General features: G+C 72.3%; 24 protein-coding genes and 2 pseudogenes. 14 read left to right on the forward strand and 12 right to left on the reverse strand.

Going from position 1 to position 26,338, the window contains the following annotated elements:
* Positions 1-6: 6 nt before the first annotated feature.
* Genes AB0E24_RS32525 through AB0E24_RS32535 form a run of 3 tightly spaced genes read left to right on the forward strand, consistent with a single transcriptional unit; the run spans position 7 to position 3,163 of the window.
* Positions 7-1,437, forward strand: a complete 1,431-nt coding sequence (locus AB0E24_RS32525; RefSeq protein WP_174883046.1) for an extracellular solute-binding protein — start codon at positions 7-9, stop codon at positions 1,435-1,437.
* Positions 1,434-2,342, forward strand: coding sequence for a carbohydrate ABC transporter permease (locus AB0E24_RS32530; protein ID WP_147967625.1), 909 nt, complete (start codon positions 1,434-1,436; stop codon positions 2,340-2,342). Before AB0E24_RS32525 ends, AB0E24_RS32530 begins: the two co-directional genes overlap by 4 nt.
* The gene (locus AB0E24_RS32535; RefSeq protein WP_093700688.1) at positions 2,339-3,163 is read left to right on the forward strand and encodes a carbohydrate ABC transporter permease; all 825 of its coding nucleotides are present in this window, start codon (positions 2,339-2,341) and stop codon (positions 3,161-3,163) included. The genes AB0E24_RS32530 and AB0E24_RS32535 overlap by 4 nt, the downstream gene beginning before the upstream one ends.
* 34 nt (positions 3,164-3,197) lie before the next feature.
* On the opposite strand, the gene AB0E24_RS32540 is transcribed toward AB0E24_RS32535, so the two are convergent.
* Both AB0E24_RS32540 and AB0E24_RS32545 read right to left on the reverse strand, forming a co-directional pair.
* Positions 3,198-3,956 (reverse strand): DUF72 domain-containing protein, encoded by a 759-nt coding sequence (locus tag AB0E24_RS32540; RefSeq protein ID WP_079260799.1) that lies wholly within the window; start codon positions 3,954-3,956, stop codon positions 3,198-3,200.
* Entirely contained in the window at positions 3,953-4,192 is a 240-nt protein-coding gene (locus AB0E24_RS32545; protein ID WP_069860366.1) for a hypothetical protein, read from the reverse strand. The genes AB0E24_RS32540 and AB0E24_RS32545 overlap by 4 nt, the downstream gene beginning before the upstream one ends.
* Positions 4,193-4,318: 126 nt before the next feature.
* On the opposite strand from AB0E24_RS32545, the pseudogene AB0E24_RS32550 reads away from it, so the two are divergent.
* A pseudogene (locus AB0E24_RS32550) lies at positions 4,319-4,963 on the forward strand (phosphoribosyltransferase); the annotation flags it as partial.
* A 35-nt stretch (positions 4,964-4,998) separates the two neighbouring features.
* Positions 4,999-5,268: a DUF1876 domain-containing protein gene (locus AB0E24_RS32555; RefSeq protein ID WP_069860368.1), complete on the forward strand. Its 270-nt coding sequence runs from the start codon at positions 4,999-5,001 to the stop codon at positions 5,266-5,268.
* A gap of 92 nt (positions 5,269-5,360) precedes the next feature.
* Here the strand turns inward: AB0E24_RS32555 and AB0E24_RS32560 are convergent, their stop codons facing one another.
* Entirely contained in the window at positions 5,361-5,771 is a 411-nt protein-coding gene (locus tag AB0E24_RS32560) for a LysM peptidoglycan-binding domain-containing protein (RefSeq protein ID WP_079259905.1), read from the reverse strand.
* Positions 5,772-6,047: 276 nt separating this feature from the next.
* Complete coding sequence (locus tag AB0E24_RS32565; protein WP_232637725.1) at positions 6,048-6,437, reverse strand: hypothetical protein; 390 nt, start codon at positions 6,435-6,437, stop codon at positions 6,048-6,050.
* Between AB0E24_RS32565 and AB0E24_RS32570 the strand changes: the two genes are divergently transcribed.
* The 3 genes from AB0E24_RS32570 to AB0E24_RS32580 all read left to right on the forward strand — a co-directional run bounded on the left by AB0E24_RS32570 (position 6,430) and on the right by AB0E24_RS32580 (position 8,964).
* Positions 6,430-6,795: a DUF4232 domain-containing protein gene (locus AB0E24_RS32570; RefSeq protein ID WP_231981178.1), complete on the forward strand. Its 366-nt coding sequence runs from the start codon at positions 6,430-6,432 to the stop codon at positions 6,793-6,795. The two genes, AB0E24_RS32565 and AB0E24_RS32570, sit on opposite strands and share 8 nt — an antisense overlap.
* Before the next feature lie 162 nt (positions 6,796-6,957).
* Entirely contained in the window at positions 6,958-7,137 is a 180-nt protein-coding gene (locus AB0E24_RS32575; RefSeq protein WP_069860371.1) for a hypothetical protein, read from the forward strand.
* Between the two features lie 48 nt (positions 7,138-7,185).
* Positions 7,186-8,964: an HEXXH motif domain-containing protein gene (locus AB0E24_RS32580; RefSeq protein WP_347233886.1), complete on the forward strand. Its 1,779-nt coding sequence runs from the start codon at positions 7,186-7,188 to the stop codon at positions 8,962-8,964.
* Between the two features lie 44 nt (positions 8,965-9,008).
* Here the strand turns inward: AB0E24_RS32580 and fxsT are convergent, their stop codons facing one another.
* From fxsT to AB0E24_RS32610, 6 genes are all read right to left on the reverse strand, one after another.
* Positions 9,009-13,370 carry an FxSxx-COOH system tetratricopeptide repeat protein gene (fxsT, locus tag AB0E24_RS32585; protein ID WP_359382382.1) on the reverse strand — a complete coding sequence of 1,454 codons (4,362 nt, stop codon included), beginning with the start codon at positions 13,368-13,370 and terminating at the stop codon, positions 9,009-9,011.
* Positions 13,367-14,548 carry an AAA family ATPase gene (locus AB0E24_RS32590; protein ID WP_102936595.1) on the reverse strand — a complete coding sequence of 394 codons (1,182 nt, stop codon included), beginning with the start codon at positions 14,546-14,548 and terminating at the stop codon, positions 13,367-13,369. The genes fxsT and AB0E24_RS32590 overlap by 4 nt, the downstream gene beginning before the upstream one ends.
* The gene (locus tag AB0E24_RS32595) at positions 14,545-16,041 is read right to left on the reverse strand and encodes a VMAP-C domain-containing protein (protein WP_079259909.1); all 1,497 of its coding nucleotides are present in this window, start codon (positions 16,039-16,041) and stop codon (positions 14,545-14,547) included. Before AB0E24_RS32595 ends, AB0E24_RS32590 begins: the two co-directional genes overlap by 4 nt.
* A 369-nt stretch (positions 16,042-16,410) precedes the next feature.
* Entirely contained in the window at positions 16,411-17,751 is a 1,341-nt protein-coding gene (locus AB0E24_RS32600) for a phosphorylase family protein (RefSeq protein ID WP_359382385.1), read from the reverse strand.
* Between the two features lie 90 nt (positions 17,752-17,841).
* Positions 17,842-18,399: a hypothetical protein gene (locus tag AB0E24_RS32605; RefSeq protein ID WP_069860376.1), complete on the reverse strand. Its 558-nt coding sequence runs from the start codon at positions 18,397-18,399 to the stop codon at positions 17,842-17,844.
* Positions 18,400-18,466: 67 nt separating this feature from the next.
* Positions 18,467-20,419: a helix-turn-helix domain-containing protein gene (locus AB0E24_RS32610; RefSeq protein ID WP_359382388.1), complete on the reverse strand. Its 1,953-nt coding sequence runs from the start codon at positions 20,417-20,419 to the stop codon at positions 18,467-18,469.
* A gap of 35 nt (positions 20,420-20,454) precedes the next feature.
* Between AB0E24_RS32610 and AB0E24_RS32615 the strand changes: the two genes are divergently transcribed.
* Both AB0E24_RS32615 and AB0E24_RS32620 read left to right on the forward strand, forming a co-directional pair.
* A complete protein-coding gene (locus AB0E24_RS32615) occupies positions 20,455-20,607 on the forward strand; it encodes a hypothetical protein (protein WP_359382391.1) in 153 nt (50 codons plus the stop codon).
* A 92-nt stretch (positions 20,608-20,699) separates the two neighbouring features.
* Entirely contained in the window at positions 20,700-21,614 is a 915-nt protein-coding gene (locus tag AB0E24_RS32620) for a YceI family protein (RefSeq protein WP_069860378.1), read from the forward strand.
* A 59-nt stretch (positions 21,615-21,673) separates the two neighbouring features.
* Here AB0E24_RS32620 and AB0E24_RS32625 read toward each other — a convergent pair.
* Positions 21,674-21,730, reverse strand: a pseudogene (locus AB0E24_RS32625) (DUF3761 domain-containing protein); the annotation flags it as partial.
* A 13-nt stretch (positions 21,731-21,743) separates the two neighbouring features.
* Here AB0E24_RS32625 and AB0E24_RS32630 point away from each other — a divergent pair.
* A complete protein-coding gene (locus AB0E24_RS32630; protein WP_359382415.1) occupies positions 21,744-22,259 on the forward strand; it encodes a hypothetical protein in 516 nt (171 codons plus the stop codon).
* 147 nt (positions 22,260-22,406) lie between these two features.
* Entirely contained in the window at positions 22,407-22,895 is a 489-nt protein-coding gene (locus AB0E24_RS32635) for a glutathione peroxidase (RefSeq protein WP_359382394.1), read from the forward strand.
* Positions 22,896-22,959: 64 nt separating this feature from the next.
* Here the strand turns inward: AB0E24_RS32635 and AB0E24_RS32640 are convergent, their stop codons facing one another.
* On the reverse strand, positions 22,960-24,804 hold the full coding sequence (locus AB0E24_RS32640; protein WP_359382397.1) for a glycoside hydrolase family 9 protein: 1,845 nt from the start codon (positions 24,802-24,804) through the stop codon (positions 22,960-22,962).
* A 231-nt stretch (positions 24,805-25,035) separates the two neighbouring features.
* Here AB0E24_RS32640 and sigJ point away from each other — a divergent pair, with 231 nt between their 5' ends.
* Both sigJ and AB0E24_RS32650 read left to right on the forward strand, forming a co-directional pair.
* Complete coding sequence (gene sigJ / locus AB0E24_RS32645; RefSeq protein ID WP_359382399.1) at positions 25,036-25,926, forward strand: RNA polymerase sigma factor SigJ; 891 nt, start codon at positions 25,036-25,038, stop codon at positions 25,924-25,926.
* Positions 25,927-26,051: 125 nt separating this feature from the next.
* On the forward strand, positions 26,052-26,183 hold the full coding sequence (locus AB0E24_RS32650; protein ID WP_269462894.1) for a hypothetical protein: 132 nt from the start codon (positions 26,052-26,054) through the stop codon (positions 26,181-26,183).
* The last annotated feature ends 155 nt before the right edge of the window (positions 26,184-26,338 follow it).

Here is a 26,338-nt window from a genome sequence, read left to right on the forward strand (position 1 = left end):
AACCCCATGGAACTCGTCTGTACCGGGGCGCGCCGGTCACGCCGCAGAGCCGTGCCGGCGGCGCTCGCCGTCGGCGTCGTCCTGCTCGCCGCGGGGTGTGTCCCCGGCACCGACGGCTCGGGGGCCGCCGGTGCCGGGACCGGCGCGGCCACCGCGATACCCGATCCGGCCAAGGCCGGAAAGACCACGCTGACCGTGTGGGACCAGGAGATACGCGGCGGGACCAACGGCGAACTACAGCAGCTGAACCGGGAGTTCGAGAAGAAGTACCCCAATGTGCGGATCAAGCGGACCGCCCGCAGCTTCACCGATCTGAAGACCACCCTGAAGCTGGCCGTCTCCGGCAACAATCCGCCCGATGTCATCCAGGCCAACCAGGGCTACCCGGACATGGTCGCCTTCGTCCGGGCCGGGCTGCTCGCCCCGCTGGACAACTACGCCGGGATCTACGACTGGAACACCCGCTACCCCGGCACCCTGCTGGGCCTCAACCGGGTCTCCGCCGACGGCAACGACTTCGGCCGCGGGCGGCTCTACGGCATCTCCCAGACCGGTGAGTACATCGGCCTCTACTACAACAAGGACCTGCTGAAGCGGGCCGGGCTGCGACCCCCGCGCACCTGGGGCGAGTTCACCGACGGCCTGGCCCGGCTCGAGGACCGCGGCGAGCTGCCGATCCAGTTCGGCAACCTCGACAAGTACCCGGCCATTCACACCTTCGGGGCGCTGCACGACCAGCTCGGCGCCGCCGCCGCCCGCGACACGGTCCTCGGCCGCGGCGACGGCTTCGACAACGCCGCCACCAAGGACGCCGCGGCGACCCTCGCCGACTGGGCGAAACGCGGCTATCTGCCCGGGGGCGCCAACGGCCTGGGCTACGACGACGCGGCCAAGAAGTTCGCCTCCGGCGACGGCGCGTATCTGCTGACGGGCACCTGGCAGCTGGCCGACCTCAAGAAGCCCATGGGCGACAAGCTGGGCATCATGCCGCCCCCGCCCGCCAAGGCCGGCGGCGACCCCGTCACCACCGGAGGCCAGGGCCTCGCCTGGTCCATCACCTCCCGCTCCCGCCACCCACAGGTGGCCGCCGCCTATCTGGACTTCATCACCAACGCCCACGCCGCCGACGTGATGACCCGGCACGGAGTGCTGCCCGCCGTACCCGCGAAGGCCGCGGCACAGATCGGCCCGGACAGCGTGGACGGCCAGATGATCGCCGGCTGGCGGCGGCTGAGCGCCGCCGACGGACTCGTCCCGTACCTGGACTACGCCACCCCCACCTTCTACGACACCCTCTCGGCCGCGCTCCAGGGCGTGATCAGCGGCAAGACCTCCCCGGACGCCTTCGCCGCGACCCTCCAGAAGGACTACGGCGCCTTCATGAAGAAGCAGCGCGAGCGCCACCCGGCCACGCCGGCACCGGCGGGGACCCGATGAAGTACACCGCTCTGACCAGGGCATACCGCCGCCGGGCGCCCGGTGAACCACGCGCCATCGGCTATCTGTACATCCTGCCCGCGCTGATCGTGTACGCCGTCTTCCTGCTCTACCCCTTCGGGCAGTCGGTGTGGCTTTCGTTCGTGCACTGGGACGGGCTGACGGTCGCCACCCCCGCCGGATTCGACAACTACCGCGCGCTGTTCAGCGACCCGAGCCTGCGCGCCCCCTTCCTCCACGCGCTGCTGCTGCTCGTCTTCTACGCGGCCCTGCCGGTGGCCATCGGGCTGCTGCTGGCCGCCGTTATGTCCCGGGTCCGGGTCCGGGGCATGACCTTCTTCCGTACGGTCCTGTTCCTGCCCCAGGTCCTGGCGCTGATCGTGGTCGGCGTGGCCTGGCGCTCGATCCTCGCCCCCGACGGGCTGCTCAACGACACCCTCCGCGCGGTCGGCCTCGGCGGGCTCGCCCGCCCCTGGCTCGGCGACTACACCTGGGCGCTGCCCGCCGTCGGCGTCATCGGCACCTGGGTCGGCACCGGGCTGTGCATGGTCCTCTTCCTCGCCGGGGCCCAGCGCATTCCGCGCGAGCTGTACGAGGCGGCGCGGATGGACGGCGCCGGGCCGCTGCGCGAGTTCCTCACCGTCACCCTGCCCGGTCTGCGGCCGCAGATCGCGGTGGCGCTGACCCTGACCATCGTGGCCGGGCTGCGGAACTTCGACCTGATCTACATCACCACCAGCGGCGGCCCCGGAAACGCCACCTCCGTACCCGCCTACGAGGTCTACCACCGGGCCTTCGAGACCAACCAGGTCGGCTCGGCCGCGGCCGTCGGCGTGGGCCTCACGGTCCTGATCTTCGTCCTGACCGTCACGGTCTCCCGGCTCGTGGAAGGGCGTCGGGCATGACGACACGCCTGGAACGCAACGTCACCTACGGCATCCTCGCCCTCTTCACCGTCATCGCGCTCACCCCCGTGATCGGCATCCTCTCCACGGCCTTCGGCTCACAGAGCTCCCTGGACACCGGCTTCTCGCTGCCGAAGGGCGGGCTGCACTGGAGCAACTTCGCCGACGCCTGGAGCCGTGGCCACTTCGGCACCTATCTGGGGAACTCGGTCCTGGTCACGGCGGCCGTGGTGGCCGCCACCACCGTGCTGGCCATCCTCGCCGCGTATGCCTTCGGGGTGATGCGCTTCCCCGGCTCCACGGTGCTGTTCCACCTCTTCGTGATCGGGCTGACCCTCCCCCAGGAGGCGCTGGTCGTCCCGCTCTACTTCGATCTGCGCCACGCCGAACTCACCGACAGCTACTGGGCGTTGATCCTGCCGCAGACCGCGCAGTCCCTGGCCTTCGGGGTCTTCTGGATGCGCACGTACTTCCGTGGCAGCGCACGGGCGGTGATCGAGGCGGCCCGGATCGACGGGGCGAACACCTGGACCACGCTGTGGCGCGTCCTGGTCCCCATGGGCCGCCCGGCGATCTCCACCATGGTCGTGATCACCTTCATGTGGACCTGGAACGAGTTCCTGATGGCCCTGGTGATGGTCAGCGACGAGGCCCATCGCACGGTCCCCCTCGGCCTCGCCTTCTTCCAGGGCCAGCACAGCTCCGACGCGGCGCTGCTCGCGGCGGCCTCGGTGCTCATCGCGCTGCCGGTGGTCGTGGTCTACGTGGCCCTCCAGCGCCGGTTCATCGAGGGCATGCTGGGCGGGGCGGTGAAGGAGTGAGCCCGGCGGGCACCACGGCGACGAGGTGCCCGCCCTACGGCGAGGGTGTGCCGCTGACCGGGCGGCCCAGGCGGTCCACGGCACGGGCGAAGACGGCCGCGTCGTGCACCGCGGCCCCGCCCGTGTCGTTGTTGAAGTAGGCGTAGACCTCCGCGTCGGCCGGCCAGGTGTCCTGGATTCGCCGGGCCCAGGTGGTCAGCGCCTGGCGCCCGTAGCGCGGGGCCGGCCGGGCGAGGCCGCCGTGGAAGCGCAGATACCCCCACCCGGTGGTCCGCCACAGCGGGGTGACCGGCCGGGACCCGGAGTCGGCCCAGCACAGCGCGGCCGACCGGCGCTCCAGCACCGCGCGGACCTCCCCGGTCCACCAGGAGGTGTGGCGCGGTTCGACGGCCACCCGCGTCCCGGCGGGGAAACAGCCCAGACAGCGGTCCAGCAGCTCACCGTCGGCCCGCAGCGTGGGCGGCAGCTGGAGCAGCACCGGGCCCAGCCGGTCGCCGAGCCCGGCCGCATGGGACATCAGCCGCTCCACCGGCTCCTCCGGATCGCGCAGCCGCTTGATGTGGGTGAGGTAGCGGCTCGCCTTGAGCGCCATCACAAAGCCCTCCGGGAGGCGCCTCCGCCAGGTGGTGAACTGGTCGTACGAGGGCAGCCGGTAGAAGGCGTTGTTGCTCTCCACCGTGGCGAAGGAGCGGGTGTACTCCTCCAGCCACAGCCGCTGCGGACAGCCCTCGGGGTAGAGATCGCCGCGCCAGTCCCGGTACTGCCATCCCGAGGTGCCGACCAGGACGGTCATGCCTCGCCCGGATGCCAGGGCGGCCACTGCCCGGGCCGGTCCTCCCAGTGGACCTGGGCCGGGTCGTCGAGGTCGATATCGGGGAAGACCTGCCGCAGGCGCGGTTCGAACTCCTCCCGTTCCAGTGGTTCGCAGCCCAGACCGCGCAGCCGCACCCGCCGGTAGCGGCTGTCGGCGTCGAATGACTCGACGAAGACGGGGTAACCGGACTCCTCCGGGCCGGTGGCGTTCTTCATACCTCCAGGGTGCCGGAGTCTCCGGTATCCGCACGCCCCGGGCGGCGGCCCGGGGACCGCCGGTTTGCGCATGGGCGGATCGTCGGCTTGATTCGAAGGTGAGTCCCTCAGGAGCGGGGGTGAATCATGATCTTCACCGACCGGGTGGACGCCGGGCGGCGCCTGGGCGAGGCGCTGCGCCCCCTGGGCGAGGAGAAACCGGTCGTGCTCGGGCTGCCGCGGGGCGGGGTGCCGGTGGCCTTCGAGGTGGCCCTGGCGCTCCATGCGCCCCTTGACGTGATCATCGTCCGTAAGCTCGGCGTCCCCTACCACCGGGAGCTGGGGTTCGGCGCCATCGGCGAAGGCGGGGTACGGGTCGTCCATGAGGCGATCATCCGCATGAGCCGGGCCGACCAGGAGGACCTCGCCGAGGTGGAGCGGACCGAGCGGGAGGAGCTGGCCCGCAAGGCGCGCCGATTCCGTCAGGGCCGCTCACGGGTCCCGGTCGAGGGCCGGACCGCGATCGTCGTGGACGACGGCATCGCGACCGGCGCCACGGCCCAGGCCGCCTGCCGGGTCGCACATGCCCAGGGAGCCGCGCGGGTGGTCCTCGCCGTGCCGGTGGCGCCCCCGGACGCGGTCACCGCCCTGCGCGAGGACGCGGACGAGGTGGTGGCCCTCTCCACCCCCTCGGACTTCGCGGCGGTGGGGGAGTGGTACCAGGACTTCTCCCAGACCACGGACGACGAGGTGGTGGAGTTGCTGTCCCGGTCGACCGGAGAGGCGGGCGAGGCGCATCCTGGAAGGTAACGCAGGAGGTGAGAGCGATGGAGACGATCGTGGGATGCGACCTTCAGATGGAGTTCCGTGAGATCGGCCCGCTGACCGAAGCGGTCGTCCGGCTGAGAATGCACGACGGTACGGAGATGCTGGCCCAGGGCCGTGCCAACCGCAACCCCGACGACCCGGCACAGCCGAGGGTCGGCGAGGAGATCGCGGCGGCGCGGGCGCTGAGCAATCTGGCGCACCGGCTGATCGGCAAGGCGGGCGGCGACATCGAGGAAGTCACCCATTCCAAGGCACATTTGGTGATGTAAGGCCGCCCCGGCGAAGGAGCGTCCGCCGCGGTGGTCCACCGCGGGCGGAGGCTCCTGTGCGTGCTCCTGTATGTCCCGGGCTCCCGGCGCGTTCAGTGGTCCCCGAGGGTGAGCCGCTGGCCGGGGCGGATCAGGTCCGGGTCGGCGCCGATGACCTGGCGGTTGATCTCGTAGAGCCGCTCCCAGCCGCCCGTCACGTTCTCGGCGTCGGCGATCCCGGAGAGGGTGTCACCCCGGACGACGGTGTACGACCCGGTCTGAGGCTGGGCCTTGGCCGGGGGCTCGGGCACGGCTCTGGGGGCGATGAGGAGCGGCTGGGCCTTGGCGGCCGTGACGGAGGTGACGGCCGGGGTGGCGGAGGTGGGTGCGGGCGCTGAGGCGGCGTTCGCCTGGCCGATGCCGATGAGCGGCAGGGCGACGCCGGCGCCGCCCGCGGTGATCGCGAGCGAGGTGCGGGAGACCCGGTGGGGCCGGGGCCGGCGATGACGTCCGCGTGCGGCCATGGAGTCCTTCTTCCTGTCCTGGTGTGGCAATTGGCGAGTGCGATGGCTGCCGAACAGTAATCCCACGGTTCTGGCGGGGACAAGGCGTTCGGATGTTTGCGGTAGAGAATCCAATGTGAGGAATTTGATCGCCGACGCGATCAATGTGCCCCGGACATAAGAGCCTTCGCGCGGGGAAGGGAAACCGGAGGGGAGGAATGCGGGGGAGGCACCGGGGCACTCGAGCTCGGGGCCGATGCCCCCGCAGACGGCTGACCTCGGGAGGTCGCTCATGACTCAACGGAACGGTTCGGCTCGGCGCACGACGACATCGCGGTCCCGCTCGCTTCGGCCGCCGGTCTTATGCGCGCTGCTGGTCGGCGCGCTGGCCACGGTCACCGCGTGCGGCAGCGACACCGGGGGCGGGGACTCCGCACAGCGTGCCTCGTCCGCCTCCTCGGCCGCACCACCCTCCGCTCCCTCGGCTGCCTCCTCCGGCTCCTCCGGCTCCTCCGGCGGCGGGTCCTCCCGGAACGAGCGGCCTTCGTCGCAGACCGCGCAGTCCCCTCCGCCCTCGGCGCACCGGGCCCCCTCGGGCGGGTCCTCCGCGCGGCCCGAAGCGCGGTCCGGTGTGCGCCGCATCTGTTCCAAGGCGCAGTTGACGCTGTCGGCCGGCCGGATGGACATGGGCGCCGGCAATGTGTATCTGCCGCTGGTGTTCACCAACAAGGGCTCCACGACCTGCACGCTCACCGGATATCCCGGTGTCTCGCTGCGCGATTCCGCGGGCGCCGGGATCGGCGCCCCCGCCACCCGGCGCGGCCCCACACGGTCCACGGTCTCCCTGCCGCCCGGCGGCCGCGCCTCCGCCGCCCTGCACACGCTCAACGAGGGCACGACCGACACCCCGTGCCGGCGCACCGCCGAGCGGATCCGGGTCTATCCGCCGGATTCCTTCGACGCCATGAACGTCTCGGTGCGGTCGTTCCGGGTGTGCGGAGGCGTCTTCGAGGTCGAGGCGATGCGATCCGGAACGGGTGGCTGACACCGACATATCGGGGCGCTCCTTCACGAGTCGAAGTGACCGAAAATCTTGACAAGGCGCGCGCCGACTGGCCGTGTTCACCCTTTCGCAATCAAAAGGGGTAGGCCACCATGGGGATGCCGCATATGAGCCGGTAGGGAGCGTCCGGAGGGGGACCGTGTCATGGAGCGAGTCGCGACCGAGGTCGAGACGGAGCTGCTGGACCTTTCGGGGACGACGCTCGAAGATCTCGAGCGGTACGAAGGGCTTTCCGCGGTGACGGAGTGGCTGCTCGACATCGTCCAGCGACCACCGATGGTCGGGGGTAACACGTCACAGTCCCAGGAATCGTGTGTGAGTTAGGCGGCTATGACGTCCTCCGCCGGGCGGGGTCCTAACCATCGTTTATCGGTGGAGTCTTTCGCCGAGTTGGCGCTGGGTTCGGGCGGCTCCTCGGCCGTGGCCGAACTGAGGTCGGGGCAGCGCAGCCGGACCATGCTGCTGCTGCGCGCCCTGGTGGACATGGCCTCCGCCCACCCCGCCCTGTCCGGCCCGCTTCCCCCGCCCCGGGACGCCTGGCGGCTGCTGGTCCGGGCCGAGCACCGCTCCCCGGCCGCCGTGGAAAGGCTGCTGCTGCACCCTCCCGTGGGCGTGTGGCTCCACCGCTGTCTGCGCAGGCTGCGCGGTCTGGAATCGGAGGACAGGCCGCTGTGGAGTGCGGTGGGTTATCTGCATGCCATGGCCGCCTCGGCGGCTCTTCTCGCCGGAATCGACTTTCGCGGCGCCGTTCCGGTGCGCGAGGGCGGGGTGATATTGCCGGCCCTGGGATTCGCCCGCATTCCGGACACGACCGATGTCGCCGAGGTCGTCATGAGCGGGCAGAAAGCGGTGGTGTTATCCGGCCCGCATTCGGTGACCCTGCCCGCCGACTTCTCCGAGGACGCTCCCGATTGGCACGGTCTGCGGCGACTTCGCGGCGAACACCGGGGGATCGTCTGCTCACCCCTTGTCGATGACATCGATCCCTATCGCGACTTTCTCCGGATCCGGGGCCCGGAGCGGCTCGGCGCCGAAGAGCGGCAAGGCTGGCGGGAACGATTCGAGAATGCGTGGCGGCTGGTCGCGGAGCAGCGCCAGGTGGACCCGCGGGGAATCGGTGCCTGCCTGGTCTCCGTCGTGCCCGTGCCGTACACCGCCTGGCCCGAACCGTTCAGCGCCTCATCGCCCGAGGCGTACGGCTGTGTGCTGCTCAACGGGGCCACCGACCCGCTGACCCTCGCCGCCGCGCTGGTGCACGAGGCCCAGCACATCAAACTCAGCGCCCTGATGGATCTGGTGCCCCTGATCGAAGGGGGTCTGGAGGAGATCCACTACGCGCCCTGGCGGCTGGATCCCCGACCGCTGCGGGGGCTCCTTCAAGGGGTGTACGCGTTCCTGGGCGTGACCGGATTCTGGTGGGACCGACTGCGGCGCGCCGAGACCGGCCCGGCCCGGAACACCGCCGCGTTCGAGTTCGCCCTGCGCCGGGCGCAGACCGCCTCGGGGCTGCGTACACTCCTCACCCATGCCGAACTGACGCCCAGGGGCAAGGAGTTCCTCCGGGGGCTGGAGAAAAGGCTGGCCGAGTGGCTCGAGCAGCCGGTGCCCTCCGTACCCGGGCGGCTCGCCTCCGATCTGATCGAGGACCACCGGCTCGTCCACCGCATGCGGCACCTCGCGACGGAACCGGAGCGAACCGCCCAGTGGGCGTGGGCCTGGCGGGAGCGGACCGACCCTCCTCGGGAGCTGCCCGGGACCTCGGTCCGGCCCACTCGCCCCGAGGCGCTGGCGCGCCCCGCGCTCGCCCGGCTCCGGCTCAGGGATCCGGCGGGGTTCGCCCGGCTGCGCGAGGGCGGGGGAGCGGGGCTGCCCGGGGGCGGTGCCGCCCCCGACCGGGTCGACCTCGACTGGGCCGCGGGGGACGCCGCGGCCGCTCTGCGGGGCTACCGGGCCCGCCTGGAAGCGGACCCGGACGACATCGCGGCATGGGCGGGGCTCGCGCTCAGCCTGCCGGACGGCGTGGCCAGGACGACGCTGCTGAACCACCCCGAACTGGCCGTGGCCGTCCACCGGGAGCTGCGCACCGCACCGGGCACGGGTCCCGACCCGGTGGCTCTGGCACGGTGGATCGGGACGCGTGGACGCGGCTGAACGGCGCGTGGCGCGGCCCCGCCGGCGGCGGGGTGGACGGCGGTTCAGATGGAGATCGACTCCGCGTCGCAGTCCGCCCGGATGCCCCGGGCCGCCGCGACCGTCGCCGGGTGATTGGCCGACAGCACCCGGCGCAGCCGGCCGAGCGCGCCCTGGTGGAGCTCCTCCGCCCGCCTGCCCTCGCCCAGCGCGCGCAGATCGCCCGACAGATTGAGCGCACACGCCAGCGTGGTGGGGTGGTCCTCACCGAGCCGGGACCGGCAGGCCGCCAGGGTCTCGACGTCCAGGTCGTGGGCCTCCTGGTAGTCCGCGAGGGTGTAGTGGTCGCTGGCCATGTTGATGGCACAGGCCAGCGTCATGGGATGGTCGGCCGCCAGCCGCTCGACGAGGACCGGCAGCGTCTCCCTGTTCAGCGCGAGCGCCTCATCCGTCTCGCCCAGCAGCCGCAGCGTCACGGCGAGGTCGATCGCCGCGCCCAGGGTCGCCGGATGCCGTTCCCCCAGCAGGACGCGCATCTCCTCACAGCATTTCCGGCCGAGCTCACGGGCGCCCTCCAGGTCGGCGGTCTGCCGCAGATCCATCGAGAGGGCCAGGGCCGTGGTGGTGATCTGGAGGTTGGGCTCGGTGTAGCGCAGCCGGTAGCGCTCCAGCACCTCCCGGCTGAGGCTCAGGGCGCCCTCATGGTCGCCCGCCTTACGACGCGCTACGGCGAGGTTGCGCAGGGCGTAGACCAGGATGGGCGCGTTCGGTGGGAGCAGCTGACGGGCGCGGGCACAGGTCTGCTCCAGCATGTCGCGGGCGGCCAGGTAGTCCCCGCCCTCGCGGACGTCGATGGAGAGGTTGGCCTCCACCAGGATGGTGACCACGGCGTCCTCGCCGAGCACCAGACCCGCGGTGCGGCGGGCGCCCTCGTCCAGCCGCCGGGCGTGCTCGTAGTCCCCCGCCGCGCGCAGCGCCACGGCGTAGTCGTTCGCCGCGCCGATGGAGTACGGGTCCTCGTCCCCGAAGAGCCGCAGGGTCCTGGTCCAGCGGTCCTTCTCCAGCTCCACATATCGCGCGTAGTCGCCCTGGTAGCGGTTGTCGACGGCGACCGCCCCCTGCATCATCAGGGTGCTCTCGTGGTCGTCACCGTCCTTGGCGCGCTGGAGCTCCAGCGTCCGGCGGTTGAGCTCCCATGCCTCCTGGAAGTGGCCGAGCACGGTCAGGGTATGGCCCAGGGTCCGGGAGACGGCCAGCGTCTCCGCGCTGTCCTCGCCGAGCGTCGCCACCCATTCCCGGCGCACCTGGGTACCGAGCTCCAGCGCACCGTCGTGGTCCCCCCAGGCGTAGAGGAAGCGGACCAGGTTCCGCACCATCTGCCGCACCCACTTGTCGTCGCACTCCATCGCGCGCGACGCCCGGACATGGGAGAGGAGGTCGGCGTACCGCCCCCAGTTCGCGGGGGCCACATCGTTGGGGTCACCGACGGCCAGCAGTACATGGGCGCTGTGCCGCATGTCCGCCTGCTGCGGCGTGGACATCTGGCCGATCAGCACGGCCTGCACCAGCCGGTGCATCTGGATCGTGTTGCTGCGGTGATTGATCTTGATCAGGGCGTAGCGGTTGATCTCACGGATCGCGTGACCGAGTCTGATCGGGTCCTGGAGCACCTCCGACAGCTCGGGGGAGAGGGAGACCCCGCGCACGCCCGAGAACAGCCGCCGGGAGATCGGCTCGGGCGCGAAGAACGAGCACATCTGGAGGAGTTGGAGCGCACCGGGATGGGTTTCGGCCAGCCGCCGCAGCGACATGTTCCAGGCGGCGGCGACCGGTTCCGGATAGTCCACCGGAACGCCGGCCGCCAGCAGCTCATTGCGACGGGTGGAGACATCGGCCCGCTCGTCCTCGAAGACCTGGAGGTACTCGTCGACCGGCATACCGGTCTCGGTGAGCCAGGCCGCCGCCTGCTCGATGGCCAGCGGAAGGTCCCCCAGGGCGTCGGCGACCCGGTCGGCCTGATCGTCCGGCAGCTCAGGCCCCCGGCGGCGCAACAGCTCGATGCTCTCCTCCCGTTCGAAGACATCCACTTCGACGGTGCGGGCGGCGCGCGACCACTGTGCGTTCCTCGAGGTGACCAGGATCCGGCCCGGTCCGCCCGCGGGGAAGAACGGACGCACCGTGTCCAGTTCCTCGGCGTTGTCGAAGACCAGCAGCCAGTTGCGGCACGGGCGCCCGGTTCGGAGGGCGTCGAGCACACTGGGCACGGCCGTGTTGGCCTCCATGCCCGCGCGCAGCCCCAGCCGGTCGGCGAGCTGGACCAGCGCCTGACGGATCTGCTCGGGGCGTTCCGCCGGGATCCACCACACCGCGTCGTAGTCGGCGGCATGCTCGTGGACGTACTCCAGTGCGATCTGTGACTTGCCCACTCCGCCGAGCCCGTGCAGGGCCTCGGGCAGCACGGCGGCGGTCCCTTCGGCCTTCAGCCGCTCGTGGAGAATGTCGAGCAACGTCTGCCGCCCGGTGAAGTTATTGTTCCGGGGCGGTACGTTTCCCCAGATGGCGGGGGGTTCTCCGGGCCGGCGCTCCTCCGCGGCGGGCAGGGACCGGGCAGCGGTCACGGACACGAATGTTCCTCTCAGGTGCTCCCCCGCCGGGCCCGGCGTGCCGTGCGCCGGCGGAGATGGTGAATCGTCGGCCTGGGACAGCGGGTCGGATCGGGGAGTCGTGGAATCATTCATGGCCGCAACCGCCTCAGAGTCCACATGTCTTCCCCTGTGTGATGCGTCTTCAACTGGATCAGGGACGCTTTCCCCCGAGCGGGCGAGCGCCTGATGGGCCAGGACCAGGGCGCGAAAGGAGCGCGCACCCTCCAGGTACGGACCGGAGAGCGACTGGTAGACCTGTTCCTGAAGGCGGATGTACGGAAGCAGGCGTTCCGTCCGGGGGAGATCCCGCACCGACCCCGAGGGGTGGTTGAGCAGATCGCGCAGCATCAGCAGCGGTTTCCAGCGGCGCCCCAGCCGGTCCAGAACGCTGCCCAGGATGTACAGCGACTCGTCCCGCATCCCGGCGGACAGCAGCAGTTCCCGCACCCCGTCATGGAATTCATACCCTATGCCCGTTTCATCCAGCGGGTCGGCGGTCGCCACCTTGCGCAGCAGCCCGCCCAGCAGGACCTCGGCCAGATCGCTCGGGTTGCCCTCCGGCTGGTGGATCCCCTGCACGAACTCCATCACGGGAATGTTCAACGGGGCCGCGGCAAGCCGGGACGCCAGCCGGAAGGCGCTCGGCGAGGCCGTCGCGCGGAACCGGAAGACGCGGTCCCAGGCGCTCGGTTCGGGCTCGGGCTCCCAGCGCTCGGCGGGCACCCCGGGCAGCAGCGCCATCGTGTCCTCGCCGCGCACCGACGGCCGGGCCACCAGCCGCGCCCAGTTGGCCATCCACCGCGCGTCCAGCTCCAGCACCGGGACCGGCGGCGCGCCGTCCGGCCAGGAGCCGCCGTCCGCCGGCCGCCAGGTGCCGTTGGGGGCGCCCGGTTCGGGGACCCGTACCCGCACCCGCTCCGGCGCCACTCCCGTGTGATGCCAACGGCCCTGGCGTAAAACGTGCAGCACCGCGACCGAGGCGTGCCGCGCCCAGAGGGCCAGCGCGTGCTGGGCGCTCTCATCGGCCCAGGCCGCGCCGATGCCGTCGGTCAGCACCAGCACCGTGCGCTTGCCGCGCGGCGGCATCCCCTCGATCGGCGACCGGTCCTCGAGTAACGGATGGTCGGTGTTCACCCGGTGCACCCGCACATTCCGGAAGGCGCCGGTGCGTTGCAACACGGTGACCAGGTGCTCGGCGGTCCGCCGCCACACCACCATCGAACTGCCGCAGTCCACCACCAGGACGGCGTCCATCCAGCGCTCACGCACCGGCACACAGTGGGGCACCCACAGCCCGTCGCGCGCCGCGTGCTCGGCCGTGGCCTCCTCGTCGATCTCCATTTCGACCGGCGAGGGCGAGGTGCGCTTCAGCGGCCGCAGCGCCCGGGACAGGGCCCGTTCGGGCAGCGGCGGCTCGGCGACGGACTGCCTGCGCGCGGGTGCGAAGGTTTCCATGACGGTCGCCGGCTCCGCCGCACCGGGCGGTGCGGGCACACCGGCCACCTCCACGGGGAGGGGCGGCTCGGCGACGTCGGGCCCATCCCCGGAGCCAGGCGCCGGGCGCTCCGCCTCGGGGCCCGGCGGAGGCGCGTCGGACGGCTCGTCACCGGGCGGCGGGGCGTCCGCCTCCGGTGTCCCGGGGAGAGGGCCGGGGGCCTGCCGCCCCGGGCCACGGTCCGTCTCGGCCTTGCAGACCGCCAGCCACATGGCGTCGGCGAGCTGCCGCCAGTCGAGGTCCCGTGGGCCGGGCCCGGCGGGCCTGCCGCCTGGGTCATGTGTCATGTCGAGCCCGCTGCGCTGTCCAGCCGATGCCAGACGGCGTGCAGTAGCTCCTCCCACTCGGGCCCGGGGACGTGTGACTGGGACGTCACCAGATACACCGCGTTGAGCAACTGGTCGGCGGCGAGCCCGCCTTCGCGCTCGCTGCGCTCGAGGAACATCTGGATCAGCTCCCGGGCACGCGGATCGTCGGCCCGTCCCAGATGCGCGGCCACGATCGCCGCGAGCCGGTCCGCGTCGGGGTCGGGCAGCCGGAGCTGGAGACAGCGCCGCAGGAACGCGGGCGGGAACTCCCGTTCGCCATTGCTGGTGATGACGACGATGGGGAAGGCGCGGCAGCGCACCCGCCCCGAGGCGATGACGGTACCGCGCTCCGGATCGTCGGTGAGGACCGAGACCGCCGGGCGGCGCCTCCGGATGCGCACCAGCTCGGGAATGGAGTACTCGCCGGCCTCGAAGATGTCGAGGAGGTCATTGGGCAGATCGATATCGCTCTTGTCGAATTCGTCGATGAGCAGGACGCGCGGCAGACGGTGCGGGAGCATCGCCGTGCCCAGCGGGCCGAGTTGGAGGAAGTCGCCGATGTCCTCCGGTCCGGGTTCGTGCGTGTCCCCCTCCGACGCCTGGCCGGCCGCGGCGGCGTGCACACGGCCGACGGCATCGTAGCCGTAAAGACCGGACCGCAAAGTCGACCGCGTCGTGATCGGCCAGCGCAGCACCCGGCCGAGGCCCAGCTCCCGGCTGATGCGGTACGCCAGCGTCGACTTGCCGGTGCCCGGGCGGCCCGTCACCAGAAGGGGGCGCCTGAGGATCAGCGCCGCGTTGACGAGATCCGCCTCCTCGGGGTCGGAACGCACCCCCAGGGGAGCCGAGCCCAGCCGCCGGGCGGTGTCCTGCTCGTCCTCCGGCGGCGCCGGGGGCTCGGCCGGGGTGTCGTCCGGATCCGGTAACGCGCCGGGCCGCTCGTCGCCGTCGACCGGGCAGGCCGAGACCCCGCCGAAGGTGCGCCACGGGGGCGGCGGCGGAAGGATCTCCTCCAGGCTCACATCGTGGAGCGGGCGCCCGGTGCCCTGGTAGATCCACCAGGGGCGCGGAATCGAGGACGGCAGGGCGGGCGAGGCGGAACCCGGGTCCTGGTGGACCCGGCCGTTGTGGCGCCGCGCAGGCTCTTCCTCGGTCATCGAGCACCAACCCCCTCGTCCGGGCCCGTCATGCGCCCTTCCGGTTCCACGGGTCGGGTCGGGTCGTCCCAAACGAGCACCACATGCTGCCCGAGATGTTGCTCCCACTCCGCGGAGTCGAACGAATGGGCGTCCAGACGTAACTCTGTCACGGCTTCGCGGAGGCGTGCCAGGCTCCCGCTGGCCTCGGCCTGTTTTCGTCTGAGTTGTCGTATGAAGCCGGGGTCCCGTGTGGTCCGGCCGTCCCAGGCGACCACCGGAATCCCGGCCCGCCACGCGGTCCACGCCTCCGAGGTGCCCTCGCGGGTGGCGCCCGGGGGCGAGTTCAGGACCAGCGCGACCACCTGTGGGTCGGCTTTGAGCCGGGCCAGCAGGGCGGTGGGGTCCCCGGAGCGCGGGCTGTCCGGGTCCTCGCCGTCCACGACGAGCTGCTTGGCGCGCTCGGGATACTGGTCGAAGAAGTTCCAGCGCTGCTTCCACTCGCGGTGCCAGCGCCTGGTCCTGCTCCGCTCCAAGCTCCGTACGACCACCGGATGGTCCATGTAGAGCGGGGTGGGCAACTCGCTGTCGAGCTCCAGGCGCCAGCGGTGCACCGGCAGATTCAGGTCATCCGCGTCCAGCATGAACTCGACGTGGATCTCCCGGGCGTCGCCCCACTCCTCGGCCGCCTCGTAGACCAGCGTCTGGACCGCACGCTCCGCGGTCTCCGCGGTGACCTGGGTGATCGGGCCGCGGGCCGGATGCCAGCCGGTGGGGTCGTAATTGTGCCAGGACGAGAGCTCGTAGCACCCGGCCTCCTCCTGCGGCAGCAGCCGGATCACCAGATAGGCGTCCACCGGGCCGACCGGGGCGGCATGCCCCACCTGCTGCCGCAGCGACCGCAGCTGGGGTGTCAGACCCAGCTCCCGGGCCTGCTCATCGGCCCATTCGCGCAGCGCGTCGGCCCGGTGCAGCGGGCGCGCCGCCGCCGCGAGGTACTCCACGAGGGCGAGCTGCGGCGGCAGCCCGCCCGGCTGCGCGTTCATCCGGCTCAGCACCTCGAAGGCGTGCCAGGGGCTGGTGACCGCGGGGACGTCCTGGAGCGGGCCCGCGGCCGTACGGCACAACTGGCCCAACTGCTCGATCTCCAGCTCCTCCAGCAGCGACCGCAGCTTCGCGGTGGCGACCTCGGACAGGGCCGGACGGGCCGTCATCTGCTCCATGACCGAGTCGAGGCGCCGCATGGCGTCCTCGTCGGCCGAGGCCAACACCGCGAGGGACGCGCGTAGCGCGTGCATGATCCGCAGGTTTTGCAGGCATTCGTGGGCCAGTTCCGCCAGGAAGTAGTCGGTCACCCGATGGGCGCGCACGGGGACACTGCTCATCTCCAGCTCCATGGCGACCAGATCCAGACACAGCGCGCGCAGGTCCGGATCCGTCAGACAGCGGAATTCCTTCAACGCCGTGACGAGGTTGCCGACCGATTTCAGGCCACCGGTCCCCATGGCCGTCATGCAATGCCCTCCCCCGAGGCCGCATCACCGGTCCCCGCCGCCGGTGATCTCGCCGGAGACCCTGCCATACGCGGGCACCACCCGCCCGGTCTCCGGGACAACTTGTATGCCCCGCAAGCCTCCCCTGACACCCCGGGGCGAGGAAGCCCCCGACATCGTTTTCCGCCCCGGCGGGCCCCGCCGCGGTGGGGACATCTCCCGGCGGTGCACCGGGGCGCATGCGCCCGCGAGCGGAGGGCCGTCCTCCTCAGGGGCCCACCTGGTCGATTCCGGCGATCATGCGGCAAGGGCGCCCTCCCGGGGCGGCCCGGGGTCCGGCGGCGGGACGGCACGGGGCCGACGCACGGCGGGGCCGGAGGGTGAGCAGGGTCACTCCAATCCGAACTCCTCGACCCGCCGGGCGAATTCGGCGGCGGCCGGATCGTCCGGGGCGAGCACCGCGACCACCTCCACCAGCTCTCCCATCGCGCGCCGCGTCTCACAGGTGCGCAGCAGCGACAGGGCCTCCGCCCGGCCGGCCGACTGACGGCTCACCGCGGTGCCCACGGTGGGCAGCTCATCGAGCAGCTGCTGCCAGCGCGCCGGGGAGGTCATCCCGGACACGGCCAGCAGCGTCTCGGCGAGGACGCCGAGGTCCCGGACCGTCAGCCGCCGCCGGGGACGACCGGGCCCCGCACCGGCGGCGAGGGGCCGCGTACCGGCGGCGGGGGTGGGCGTACCGGCGGGCTCATCGGGGGCGAGGGACCGCGTACCGGCGGCGAGAGCGGACGCTTCGGCGGTGGGGGCGGATGCATCGGCGGTGGTGGCGGGCGTATCGGCGGTGGTGGCGGACGCTTCGGCGGTGGGGGCGGACGCTTCGGCGGAGGACGCCGACGCCTTGGCGGCGGGCGTCCGCGCCGCGGCGGCCCGCGGCTGGTCCGCCGGGGCGTCCGCCGCCACCGGCATCCGGCCGATCAGTTCGAAGGCGAAGGCGGCCGCGTGCCGGGAGGCCACGGGTTGCCAGCGCTCGTCGTGGGCCTCGCCCTTGTCCCCGAGCAGATCCGAGATGCCGCGGATCACCAGCGCGTCCAGCTGCTGATTGAGATACGCGCCCGCGAGGAAGCCGAAACCCTCCATGTCCACCGCGAGCGCGTCACCCGCGCCGGCGGTGAGCCTGAGCCCGACGTCCGAGCGGTGGTGCGCCACCACCCGGCCGCCCGCCGCGAGCGGCTTCACATGGGCGTTGGGGCGCGGTGCGTCGTCCCCCGGGCGGATCCGCCGCTGCCACGCGTCGCCCACCGTCACCAGCCGGGCCAGCTGCACCAGGCCGTAAGCGGACTGATGGGTCTTCTGCCGGGGCAGGAAGCCCGACTCGGTGTCCTTGCCGGTCTCGTAGTCGTACACCGCGTCGGCGGCCACCACATCGCCCAGCGCGACGTCCTTGACGCCGCCCGCGACCCCTACGAACAGCAGCGCCCGGGGCGCGAAGAGCGCCGCGGCGCGCTCGACCGAGGCCGCGGCGCCCGGATTCCCCGGGCCCGTCATATGGATGGCGACCGTCCACTCGGCGGACCCGTCCCGGAACACGCCCAGCTCGAACAGCGCGCCCCGCTCCGCACGGACCGGGCGCGGATCCTCCAGATGGGCCCGGACCGCCCGGTACTCGACCTCCAGCGCGGTCAGGACCACCACATCGGCCCGCACCGCACCCTCATTGCCACCAGCGCCCACGGATCCCCCCTAGGACAGCCCCTGCCGACACCTTACGGACCTGACGCGGCGGAGCCGAGGCCCTGAGGGAAACCGCATGAGCTTCAGGCGTCAGGGCCGTCGTAAATCCGCGTACAGCACGATCTGCACCGCCAGTACGGAGATCAGCACCACCTCCGCCACCGACACCGCCAGCAGCACCGCCCGCACCGGCTCCGTCGTCCAGTACACGATGAGCGCGGCCATCGGCGCCACCGTGAACAGCAGCAGGTCGGCCGCGAGCTGGAGCCGCTTGCGGGAGATCCGGCGGCCGTCGTCGCGGTGGGCCCGCTCCCAGCCGAACACCGCCGGCCGGCCCGGTACGAGCGCCGTCAGCCGGGGCCCCAGATCCTCCCGGACATACCGTCCGATGGCCGATATCTTCTCGTCGTTGACCAGATACGCCCAGCCCAGCAGCGCAGACGCCGGAGGCAGCAGCAACAGCAGCTCCGGACGTCCACGGCTCTGGAGGGAGAAGGTGATGATGGCCGCCATCGCGGCGAGCGTCGCGTAGAGCAGATTGTCCCGGAACCCGATCCGCGCCCGCTGCTCCTCCTTGACCTGCTCGTACTCCAGGATCAGCAGTCTCCCCGTGACCGCATCGCCCTCGGCGCTGTTGTCTCGCGTCACCGTCGCCCCCTCCACGGCCCATGACCGGCTCCCCTGAGACCGGCCCCCCTGGTGACTGTTTCCGCCCCTACGCCTGGTCCATTCCGTACGCCCGCAACTTCCGGTACAGCGTGGCCCGGCCGATGCCCAGGGACTCGGCGGCCCGCGCCTTGTTGTCCCCGTGGCGGCGCAGCGCCTCCAGGATCGCCGTGCGCTCCGCCCGTTCCATCCCGCTCAGCCGACGGGTGGCCGGAGGCACCCGCAGTCCGTACGGCAGTTCCTCGCGCCGCACCGGCCCGGTGGCACGGCGGCGCTCGGCCACCTCCCGTACGACATGGGCGAGTTCGGCGACATTGCCCGGCCAGGTGTGCTGCTCCAGCGCCCGGCGCGCGTCCAGGCTCCAGGTCAGCGGAGGACGTCCGGGGGAGGGGTGCCCGGTGAAGGCCGTCAGCAGCGCCGGGATGTCGTCGACGCGTTCACGCAGCGGCGGCAGCGCCACCGACCGGGCCGAGAGGATGTCCAGCAGCCGGCTCAGACACGGGCCGGTCGGCGCACCCGGGGTGTGCGTCGCCACCAGCGGCACCGCGGGCCGCCGCTCCAGCAGCGAGAGCAGCGCGGCCACATCGGACTGGCCCAGCCGCTCGGCGTGGCGCAGCAGCAGGGGTGGCCCGCCGCCCTCCCTCTCCGCGAGCGCGTGGCACCAGCGTGGGACCTCGCCGGGCACCTGCTCGGCGGCGTCGACCACACGCGGCGCGGCCGAGCCCCGCAGGGTGAGCAGGGCGCGGGCCAGCGCGGTCTTGCCCACGCCCGCCTCGCCGATCAGCAGCAGCGGCTCCGCGGACCGCGCCAGCTCCGTCGCTCCGGAGACCGCCAGCCGCCAGGGCCGGGAGGTGCCCATGAGCCCCGGGAGCCGGTCGTGGTCATGGCGCTCCGCCGCCCGCGCCCGCCGGGCCGCCGGGCATACCGTGGCGACGGCCCCGATGACCTCGCCCCCGTGCGTCAGGCGTGACATCCGCACGGTGAGCCCGGCGCCGTCCGGCACGGCGAACTCCTCCGGTGCCGTGAACTCCTCCGGTGCCGCGATCGCCTCTGGCGTCGTGGTGTGTGCGCCCTCGGGCCCGGCGCTCTCCTCCGGGGCCGCGCTGCGAGGGCCCTCCGGCCCGGTGTTCTCCGCCGGTGTTCCGGTGCGCGCGCCTTCCGGTCCGGAGGTTTCCTCCGGGGTCGCGGCGCGTGCGCCCTCCGGCCTGGTGTCCGCGTCCCTGACGAGGGCCGTGGCCCGCCGTTCCAGCCGCGTCAGCGTCTCGTGCGACAGCAGCCGCGCGGCCTCCGGGCTGACGAGGCGGCTGCTGCCGTCGAGCGCCACCACGGCCGCCCCGTCGGCCCGCTGACGCAGATACGCGTCGAGCAGCAGCCGCTCCGGCGGGCGGGCCCGGCCCAGCAGCTCCCTCTCGACGGCGTGCGCGGTGGCCTCGGCGATGGCCGCGCCCGGATGCGCGGTGGGGTCCTCGGCCAGTGGGGCCACCACGGTGACGGCGCCGGCCGGGCGGCCCGCCGCCGGCTCGTACAGCGGAACGCTGACCGCCGACACCTCCTGCCACAGGTCCAGGAAGTGCTCCGGGCCGTGTACTTCGGCCCGGCGTCCGGTGCGCAGCGCGAGCGCGGCGCTGTTGTGCCCGACCGCCTTCTCCGACAGATCGAGCCCGGCCACATCGGCGGACGTGCCCGCGTAACGGCCGCCGCCCGACCACAGCGCCCGGCAGCGGGAGTCGACCAGCACCAGCCCCATCCCACCGCTCAGCGTGGGCGCCACGCGGTCCAGCGCGGGGCGCGCCGCGGCCAGCAGCGGTGGGTCCACGGGCGGCCGCACCCTCGGCGGGGCGGTCAGATCGCGCGGTACGCCGAAGAACCGCGCCCGCCGCCAGGCTTGGGCGAGGTCCTCGGGGACCCCGTCGCCCGGCGGCCGTCCGCCGAGGAACCGGTCCCGCGCGCGGCGCAGCGACGAAAGGGCCGGACCGGCGGGGGTGTCATCGATGCTCGTCACAACCCCTCCACCGTATACGCCGACGCTGTTTCGAAATGAGACACCTCGGGGTCCGGGTTCTGGATCAAGATCATCAATGGCCGATCGCCGAGCGCCGGGAGCACATCGGCTTCCACCACCCCGAAGTCTCCCCGCATGCGGGGGAGTTGCTGATCGGGGCGCTACGGAAGATCCTTGGCCACGGCTGACACCCACCCCCCCGGCGTCCGGAGCTCAACGTGGGGCTCCATCATGGACGCGCCCCCCCATCCCCAGAGAAACCGTTAGTGAGATGACTGCAATGCCCCTCGCACTGCTCCGGCGCATGCGCACCAAGCGTCCGGACCGCGGATCAGGACTCAGGATGCCCCTGCCCGTGGGCGCCGGAGCCTTCAGCTGCGAGGTCCTGGACCCGGTGGGCCAGGCCCTGGGCGGAGTGGAGGTCACCGTCACCGAGACGCGTGGCGCCGCCCGTACGGTGGCCAGGGCCACCACCGACCCGCATGGACTCTTCCTCGCCACGCTCGAACCGGGGCAGTACACCGTGCTGCTCACCGGCAGCGGTCTCCAGCCCAAGCGCTTCACCATCGACATCGCCCACGGCCAGTGCGAACCGGCCCGCCGGGTGCAGATGGACCCCTCCCAGCAGCTGGAGCTCCCCCCGCCCGGCACCTGGCTGTTCGACCCGCCGCACACCGCCATCCGGTTCATCGCCCGCCACGTCGGCATGGCCAATGTGCACGGCCGCTTCACCCGCTTCCGGGGCGGCATCTACATCGCCGAGCGGATGGAGGACTCCCGCGTCGAGGTCGCCATCGACGCCTCCAGCATCAACACCGGCAACAACACCCGTGACGCCCACCTGCGCTCGGCCGACTTCCTCGACGTCGACAACTTCCCCGAGATCCACTTCGCCAGCAACCGCTTCATCTGGCGCAGCGGACCCAAGTGGACCCTCCAGGGCCCCCTCACCATGCACGGCGTGAGCCGCTCGGTGTCTCTGGACACCACCTACCTCGGCGCCGTCAACGGCGGCTATGAGCAGGAACTGCGCTGCGCCGCCCTCGCCACCGCGGAACTCCACCGCGAGGACTACACCCTGAACTGGCGCAATATGCTCGCCCGTGGCATCGCCGTGGTCGGCCCCACGGTCAAGCTGGAACTCGACATCCAGGCGATGTACCGCAACCACGAGACACCGACGCCGCCCGAATAGGCCGCTACCGGGCAGGTGAACGGGGCGGGCCCGGTGGCCCGCCCCGTCGCCGTATCAGATCACCTGTAGAAGACGGCGACGCCACCGTGGTGCGAGCACGCGCCCTGGTGGTGGGCGGCGTAGGAGTAGGTGCCGTCGTTGCAGCGCGCGGTGGCCCCGCTGCTCGATCCGCCCGTGCTGCTGGACGACGAGCCGGATGACGACCCGCCGGACGACCCGCCCGACGACGAGCCGCCGCCGCCGGAGCCCCCCGATGACGACCCGCCGGATGAGGTGCCGCCGCCGGATGACGTGCCGCCGGATGAGGCACTGCCACCACCGGTGGAGGAGGACGAGCCGTCCTCACCGCTCTTCTTCGCCTTGGGCGAAGCCTTCGGCTTCGCGGTGACGGTCTTGGTGACCGTCACGGTGGGCGCCGGTTCGGGCGTGTGCTTCACCGGGGCGGGCTTGGCCGTGACGGTGACCGTCACCTTGGGCGTGGGCTTGTCGCCGTCGGCCGACTTCGTGTCGCCCTGGGCCGACCCTATGCCGACTCCGGCGAAGAGCAGGACGGCCGCGACCGGGACGGCGACGCGCTTGCGTGCCCATCCGGGGCGTCTCGGCGCCGGTGATGGCTGGTTATTCCAGGACATGGTCCCCCCTTGAGTGATACGTGAGGACCCGACCCTAACGGCGCTGGTTGAAAAGTGAAGAGGTTGTGTGTGCTCGGTGTTCATATTGTGATGCGCCGTCATGGGCTCATGAGCGCATAGATTTGGGCTCACCCACCGAACGACGAAGGCGGTTGATCCCATGAGCCTGTACGACATCCCCCTGCGCACCCTCACCGGCGAGCCGACCTCTCTCGGGGAGCACCGGGGCGCGGCGCTGCTGGTGGTCAATGTGGCGTCCAAGTGCGGTCTCACCCCGCAGTACGAGGGGCTGGAGCGGCTGCACCAGCGCTATGCCGGGCGCGGGTTCACCGTGCTGGGGGTTCCGTGCAACCAGTTCGCGGGGCAGGAGCCGGGGACCGGCGAGGAGATCCAGACTTTCTGCTCGACGACCTACGGGGTGACCTTCCCGCTGCTGGAGAAGACCGATGTCAACGGCGACCAGCGGCATCCGCTCTACACCGAGCTGACTCGGACGCCCGACGCACAGGGCGAGGCGGGGGATGTGCAGTGGAACTTCGAGAAGTTCCTCATCTCGCCGAAGGGCGAGGTCGTGGGCCGGTTCCGGCCGCGGACCGAGCCGGAGGCGGACGAGGTCGTCGCCGCGGTCGAGGCGCAACTGCCGCGCTGAGGTGATGTGACGGCGGGCGAGGGATCCGTGCCCCTCGCCCGCCGCCCCGGAACCGCCCGCCGATTCAGCCGCGTTCGGCCGCGAACGCGGCCAGCCACGCCAGCGGCGCGTTCCAGTTGATCGCCACCTCATTGGTGGAGTACGAGCCGATGTCGTCGATGTAGCACGCCGCCGGCGCGCAGCCCTGGAGCTTCTCCACCGCCACCGGGTCCTGGAGCCCCGCGTTGGCGCCGCCCGCGATCGATCCGGCGGGCGGGTTCGGCAGCGAGGCGTCGTACTGGTGCGCCCAGAAGCGGTGGTGCTGGTTCTGCGAGGCGCGGTCGCCGTAGCCGGTGACATACGACTGGCCGAGCGCGTTGCGGCCGAGCAGATAGTCCAGCGTCTCCAGCGCCCCGGTGCGGTAGCGCCGCTGCTCGGTGAGCTCGTAGGCGACGGCCATGACCGTCCCGTTGTTGGCCACCTGGCCGTTGGAGCCCCACACATAGCCGTCCGACGGCAGCGGCACCGCATAGCCCTGGCCGGCCATCCGGCTCAGCTGAGCGTCCGCGGCCGAGACCACCGAGGCGCGGACGCGGGCGAGGTCGGCGGCGGGCAGGCCGTTGGGGACGGTGGCCAGGACGAGCCGCCCGAGGGCCCCGGTGGCCTGCCAGCTGAAGCCGAACGGGCTGAACACATCGCTCGCGGTGTGGTACGGCGAGGAGGTGACCGCGTCCCGGTACCGCGCCTCCCCGGTGGTCGCGTACAGCTCCGCCGCCGCCCAGTAGAACTCGTCGCCCACCTCGCTGTCGTCGTACGCCCCGCCGCCGGTGGCGTCGGAGCCCGGCGCGAGCACATCGGGGTTCGCCTGCGCGGCGGCCCAGGCGCGGCGCGCGGAGTCCAGGCAGCGGGCGGCGAAGGCGGCGTCGTACGGGGCGTAGACCCGGGCGCACTGCGCCGCCGCGGCGGCCAGGTTGAGCGTGGCGGCGGTGGACGGCGCGTGCAGCTCACGCGGCTCGGCGTCCTGCTCCGGCCGGGTGGGCAGCCCGGTCCAGGCGGCGTCATGGACCTTGTGGAAGGCCATGCCAGCCCGCGGCTTGCCCTCCGGGATCTGCATGCGCATCAGGAACTCCAGCTCCCAGCGTGCCTCGTCCAGCACATCGGGGACCCGGTTGCCGCGCTCGGGGACGCGCAGCGTGGAGTCCCCGAGCGCGGCCGCGTGCCCCGTACGCTTGGCGCGCTCGAAGGAGTTGACCAGCTGCCAGGCCGCGAGCCCGCCGTTGACCACGTATTTGCCCTGGTCACCGGCGTCGTACCAGCCGCCGCGGACATCCCGGGTGTAGTCGCACACCCCGCTGACACAGGGCACGGTGGTGTCGCCCTGGTTGGGGGCGGCGCCCAGATGGCCCGCCGGGCGCGCGTAGGCCGCACCGGCCAGCGACGCCTCGATGGGGATACCGCTGCGCTGCTGGTAGAAGAAGGACATCGAGTCCGCGCGCAGCCCGTCGTAGAGGTTCGCGCGGATGTCGAACGGATGGCTGGTGCGCCCGTCCACGGTGAGCGTGTAGCCGGTGCCCGTCCGCTGGTACGAGGAGAAGTCCACGAGGTGCGCCGACTGCCCGGAGGCGGCGTCCGCGCCCCGTACGGCGGTGGTGCCCGAGGCGGCGGTGCGGCCCGCAGCGTCGCGCAGCCGCCAGGGCAGGGCGGTGGTGCTCGGGCTCACGACGGTGGCCCGTTTGGGGCCGTCCGGCAGATATCCCAGCTGGTTGACCTGGACGGCGGACGGCGCGACCGAGGCGCCGGGGGAGGTGCGGGCGGTGGCGGTGGAAGCCGCGGGGGCGGACTGGGCGGCGATCAGCAGCAGGGCGCCGGTCAGCAGCGCGGTGGCGGTCCGCGCACCGCGCGGACGGCGGGGTAATTGGGGCAGAGGCATGACGGAACCCTCCAGAAGGGGCGGACTGGGCGGACGTGGGCGAGCGTGGGCGTGGGAGCTATGGGAGCGCTCCCAATTTATGTAATGATCTGACCGCAGTGCGTCAAGGGACTGGACGGGTGCGCGGGCCCGCACAGGCCGTTCCGTCCCCTTCCGTCACATCGCACCCGGCCCATCCGTCAGCACGGTGTGGCCCGCGACGGTGTGGTCCGTGACGAGGGGATGTGACCGATGAACGAGAACCGGCTTCTGGCGGAGGGCTTCGAGGCCCACCGCGGCCATCTGCGGGCGGTGGCCTACCGCATGCTCGGCTCGCTGAGCGAGGCGGACGACGCCGTCCAGGAGGCATGGCTGAGGCTCAGCCGCTCGGACACCGGCGCGGTGCGGAACCTGGGCGGCTGGCTCACCACCGTCGTCGGCCGGGTCTGCCTGGACATGCTGCGCTCGCGCACCGCCCGGCGCGAGGAGCCGCTGGGGGCGCGCCTCCCCGACCCGGTCATCAGCGGTGCGGGCGGGCCCGGCCCCGAGGACCAGGCGCTGCTCGCCGACTCGGTCGGCCTCGCCCTGCTGGTCGTGCTCGAGACGCTGGCCCCGGCGGAGCGGCTGGCCTTCGTGCTGCACGACCTGTTCGCCGTGCCGTTCGAGGAGATCGCCCCCATTGTGGACCGCACCCCGGCCGCCGCCCGTCAGCTCGCCAGCCGCGCCCGCCGCCGGGTCCGAGGAGCGGCCCCGGTCCCCGACGCGGACCTGGCCCGGCAGCGCGAGGTCGTCGACGCCTTCCTCGCCGCCGCGCGCGACGGCGACTTCGACGGCCTGATCGCCGTGCTCGACCCGGACGTCGTCCTGCGCGCCGACTACGGCCCCGCCCCCGCCCGCGCCCCCCGCGAGGTGCACGGCGCGGCGGCCGTCGCGGACCAGGCGCTCACCTTCTCCCGCCTCAGCGGTACGGACCTCCGCTCCCGCCCCGCACTCGTCAACGGCGCCGTGGGCGTGGTCAGCTTCCGGGAGGGGCGGCCGTTCTCGGTGCTGGCGTTCACGGTCACCGACGGCCGGATCGTCGCGGTCGACATCCTGGCCGACCCCGGCCGTCTGAGCGGACTCGACCTGGCGGATCTGGACTGACCCCGCCGGTCTGGACTGACCCCGCCGGTCCGACTCGGGGCCGGGCGGATGGCCCGGGGGAGAAACGGCGAAGGCAGGGAGATCCACTCCCTGCCACTTTGTACGTGGGCCTCGGCAGCATGGCCATGCGCACTTCGAAGGACCTCGCCCGGGTGGCCGCCGTCGTGCACCACGTGGCGGGCACGATGCGCACCGACGGGACGGCGGTGGCCGCGAAACCGCTCCTCGACTCCTCGGCGTCTCCGCCTCTCGGATGAGGGACGACACCTTCGGCGGCGCCCCCCCCGCGGCCACCGGCGTTCGACCCGGCCCAGATGGGCTAGGGCCTGTCGTCAAAGGGGGCGCCCTGCTCCCGACGCCTGGCACGGCCGCTCGCCGCGTTGTCGCGTCACCCGAGTACGCCCAGTACGAG

The organism is Streptomyces malaysiensis subsp. malaysiensis (assembly GCF_040653035.1).
GTDB lineage: Bacteria > Actinomycetota > Actinomycetes > Streptomycetales > Streptomycetaceae > Streptomyces > Streptomyces malaysiensis.

Coding starts and splice junctions, on each gene's coding strand:
- AB0E24_RS32525 (WP_174883046.1), top strand. CDS start 7: ATGGAACTCGTCTGTACCGGGGCGCGCCGGTCACGCCGCAGAGCCGTG.
- AB0E24_RS32590 (WP_102936595.1), bottom strand. CDS start 14,548: ATGACCGAGGAAGAGCCTGCGCGGCGCCACAACGGCCGGGTCCACCAG.
- AB0E24_RS32545 (WP_069860366.1), bottom strand. CDS start 4,192: ATGAAGAACGCCACCGGCCCGGAGGAGTCCGGTTACCCCGTCTTCGTC.
- AB0E24_RS32615 (WP_359382391.1), top strand. CDS start 20,455: ATGAGACACCTCGGGGTCCGGGTTCTGGATCAAGATCATCAATGGCCG.
- AB0E24_RS32570 (WP_231981178.1), top strand. CDS start 6,430: ATGGACATGGGCGCCGGCAATGTGTATCTGCCGCTGGTGTTCACCAAC.
- AB0E24_RS32530 (WP_147967625.1), top strand. CDS start 1,434: ATGAAGTACACCGCTCTGACCAGGGCATACCGCCGCCGGGCGCCCGGT.
- AB0E24_RS32555 (WP_069860368.1), top strand. CDS start 4,999: ATGGAGACGATCGTGGGATGCGACCTTCAGATGGAGTTCCGTGAGATC.
- AB0E24_RS32595 (WP_079259909.1), bottom strand. CDS start 16,041: ATGACGGCCATGGGGACCGGTGGCCTGAAATCGGTCGGCAACCTCGTC.
- AB0E24_RS32540 (WP_079260799.1), bottom strand. CDS start 3,956: ATGACCGTCCTGGTCGGCACCTCGGGATGGCAGTACCGGGACTGGCGC.
- fxsT (WP_359382382.1), bottom strand. CDS start 13,370: ATGACACATGACCCAGGCGGCAGGCCCGCCGGGCCCGGCCCACGGGAC.
- AB0E24_RS32640 (WP_359382397.1), bottom strand. CDS start 24,804: ATGCCTCTGCCCCAATTACCCCGCCGTCCGCGCGGTGCGCGGACCGCC.
- AB0E24_RS32560 (WP_079259905.1), bottom strand. CDS start 5,771: ATGGCCGCACGCGGACGTCATCGCCGGCCCCGGCCCCACCGGGTCTCC.
- AB0E24_RS32575 (WP_069860371.1), top strand. CDS start 6,958: ATGGAGCGAGTCGCGACCGAGGTCGAGACGGAGCTGCTGGACCTTTCG.
- AB0E24_RS32635 (WP_359382394.1), top strand. CDS start 22,407: ATGAGCCTGTACGACATCCCCCTGCGCACCCTCACCGGCGAGCCGACC.
- AB0E24_RS32565 (WP_232637725.1), bottom strand. CDS start 6,437: ATGTCCATCCGGCCGGCCGACAGCGTCAACTGCGCCTTGGAACAGATG.
- sigJ (WP_359382399.1), top strand. CDS start 25,036: ATGAACGAGAACCGGCTTCTGGCGGAGGGCTTCGAGGCCCACCGCGGC.
- AB0E24_RS32535 (WP_093700688.1), top strand. CDS start 2,339: ATGACGACACGCCTGGAACGCAACGTCACCTACGGCATCCTCGCCCTC.
- AB0E24_RS32650 (WP_269462894.1), top strand. CDS start 26,052: ATGCGCACTTCGAAGGACCTCGCCCGGGTGGCCGCCGTCGTGCACCAC.
- AB0E24_RS32620 (WP_069860378.1), top strand. CDS start 20,700: ATGCCCCTCGCACTGCTCCGGCGCATGCGCACCAAGCGTCCGGACCGC.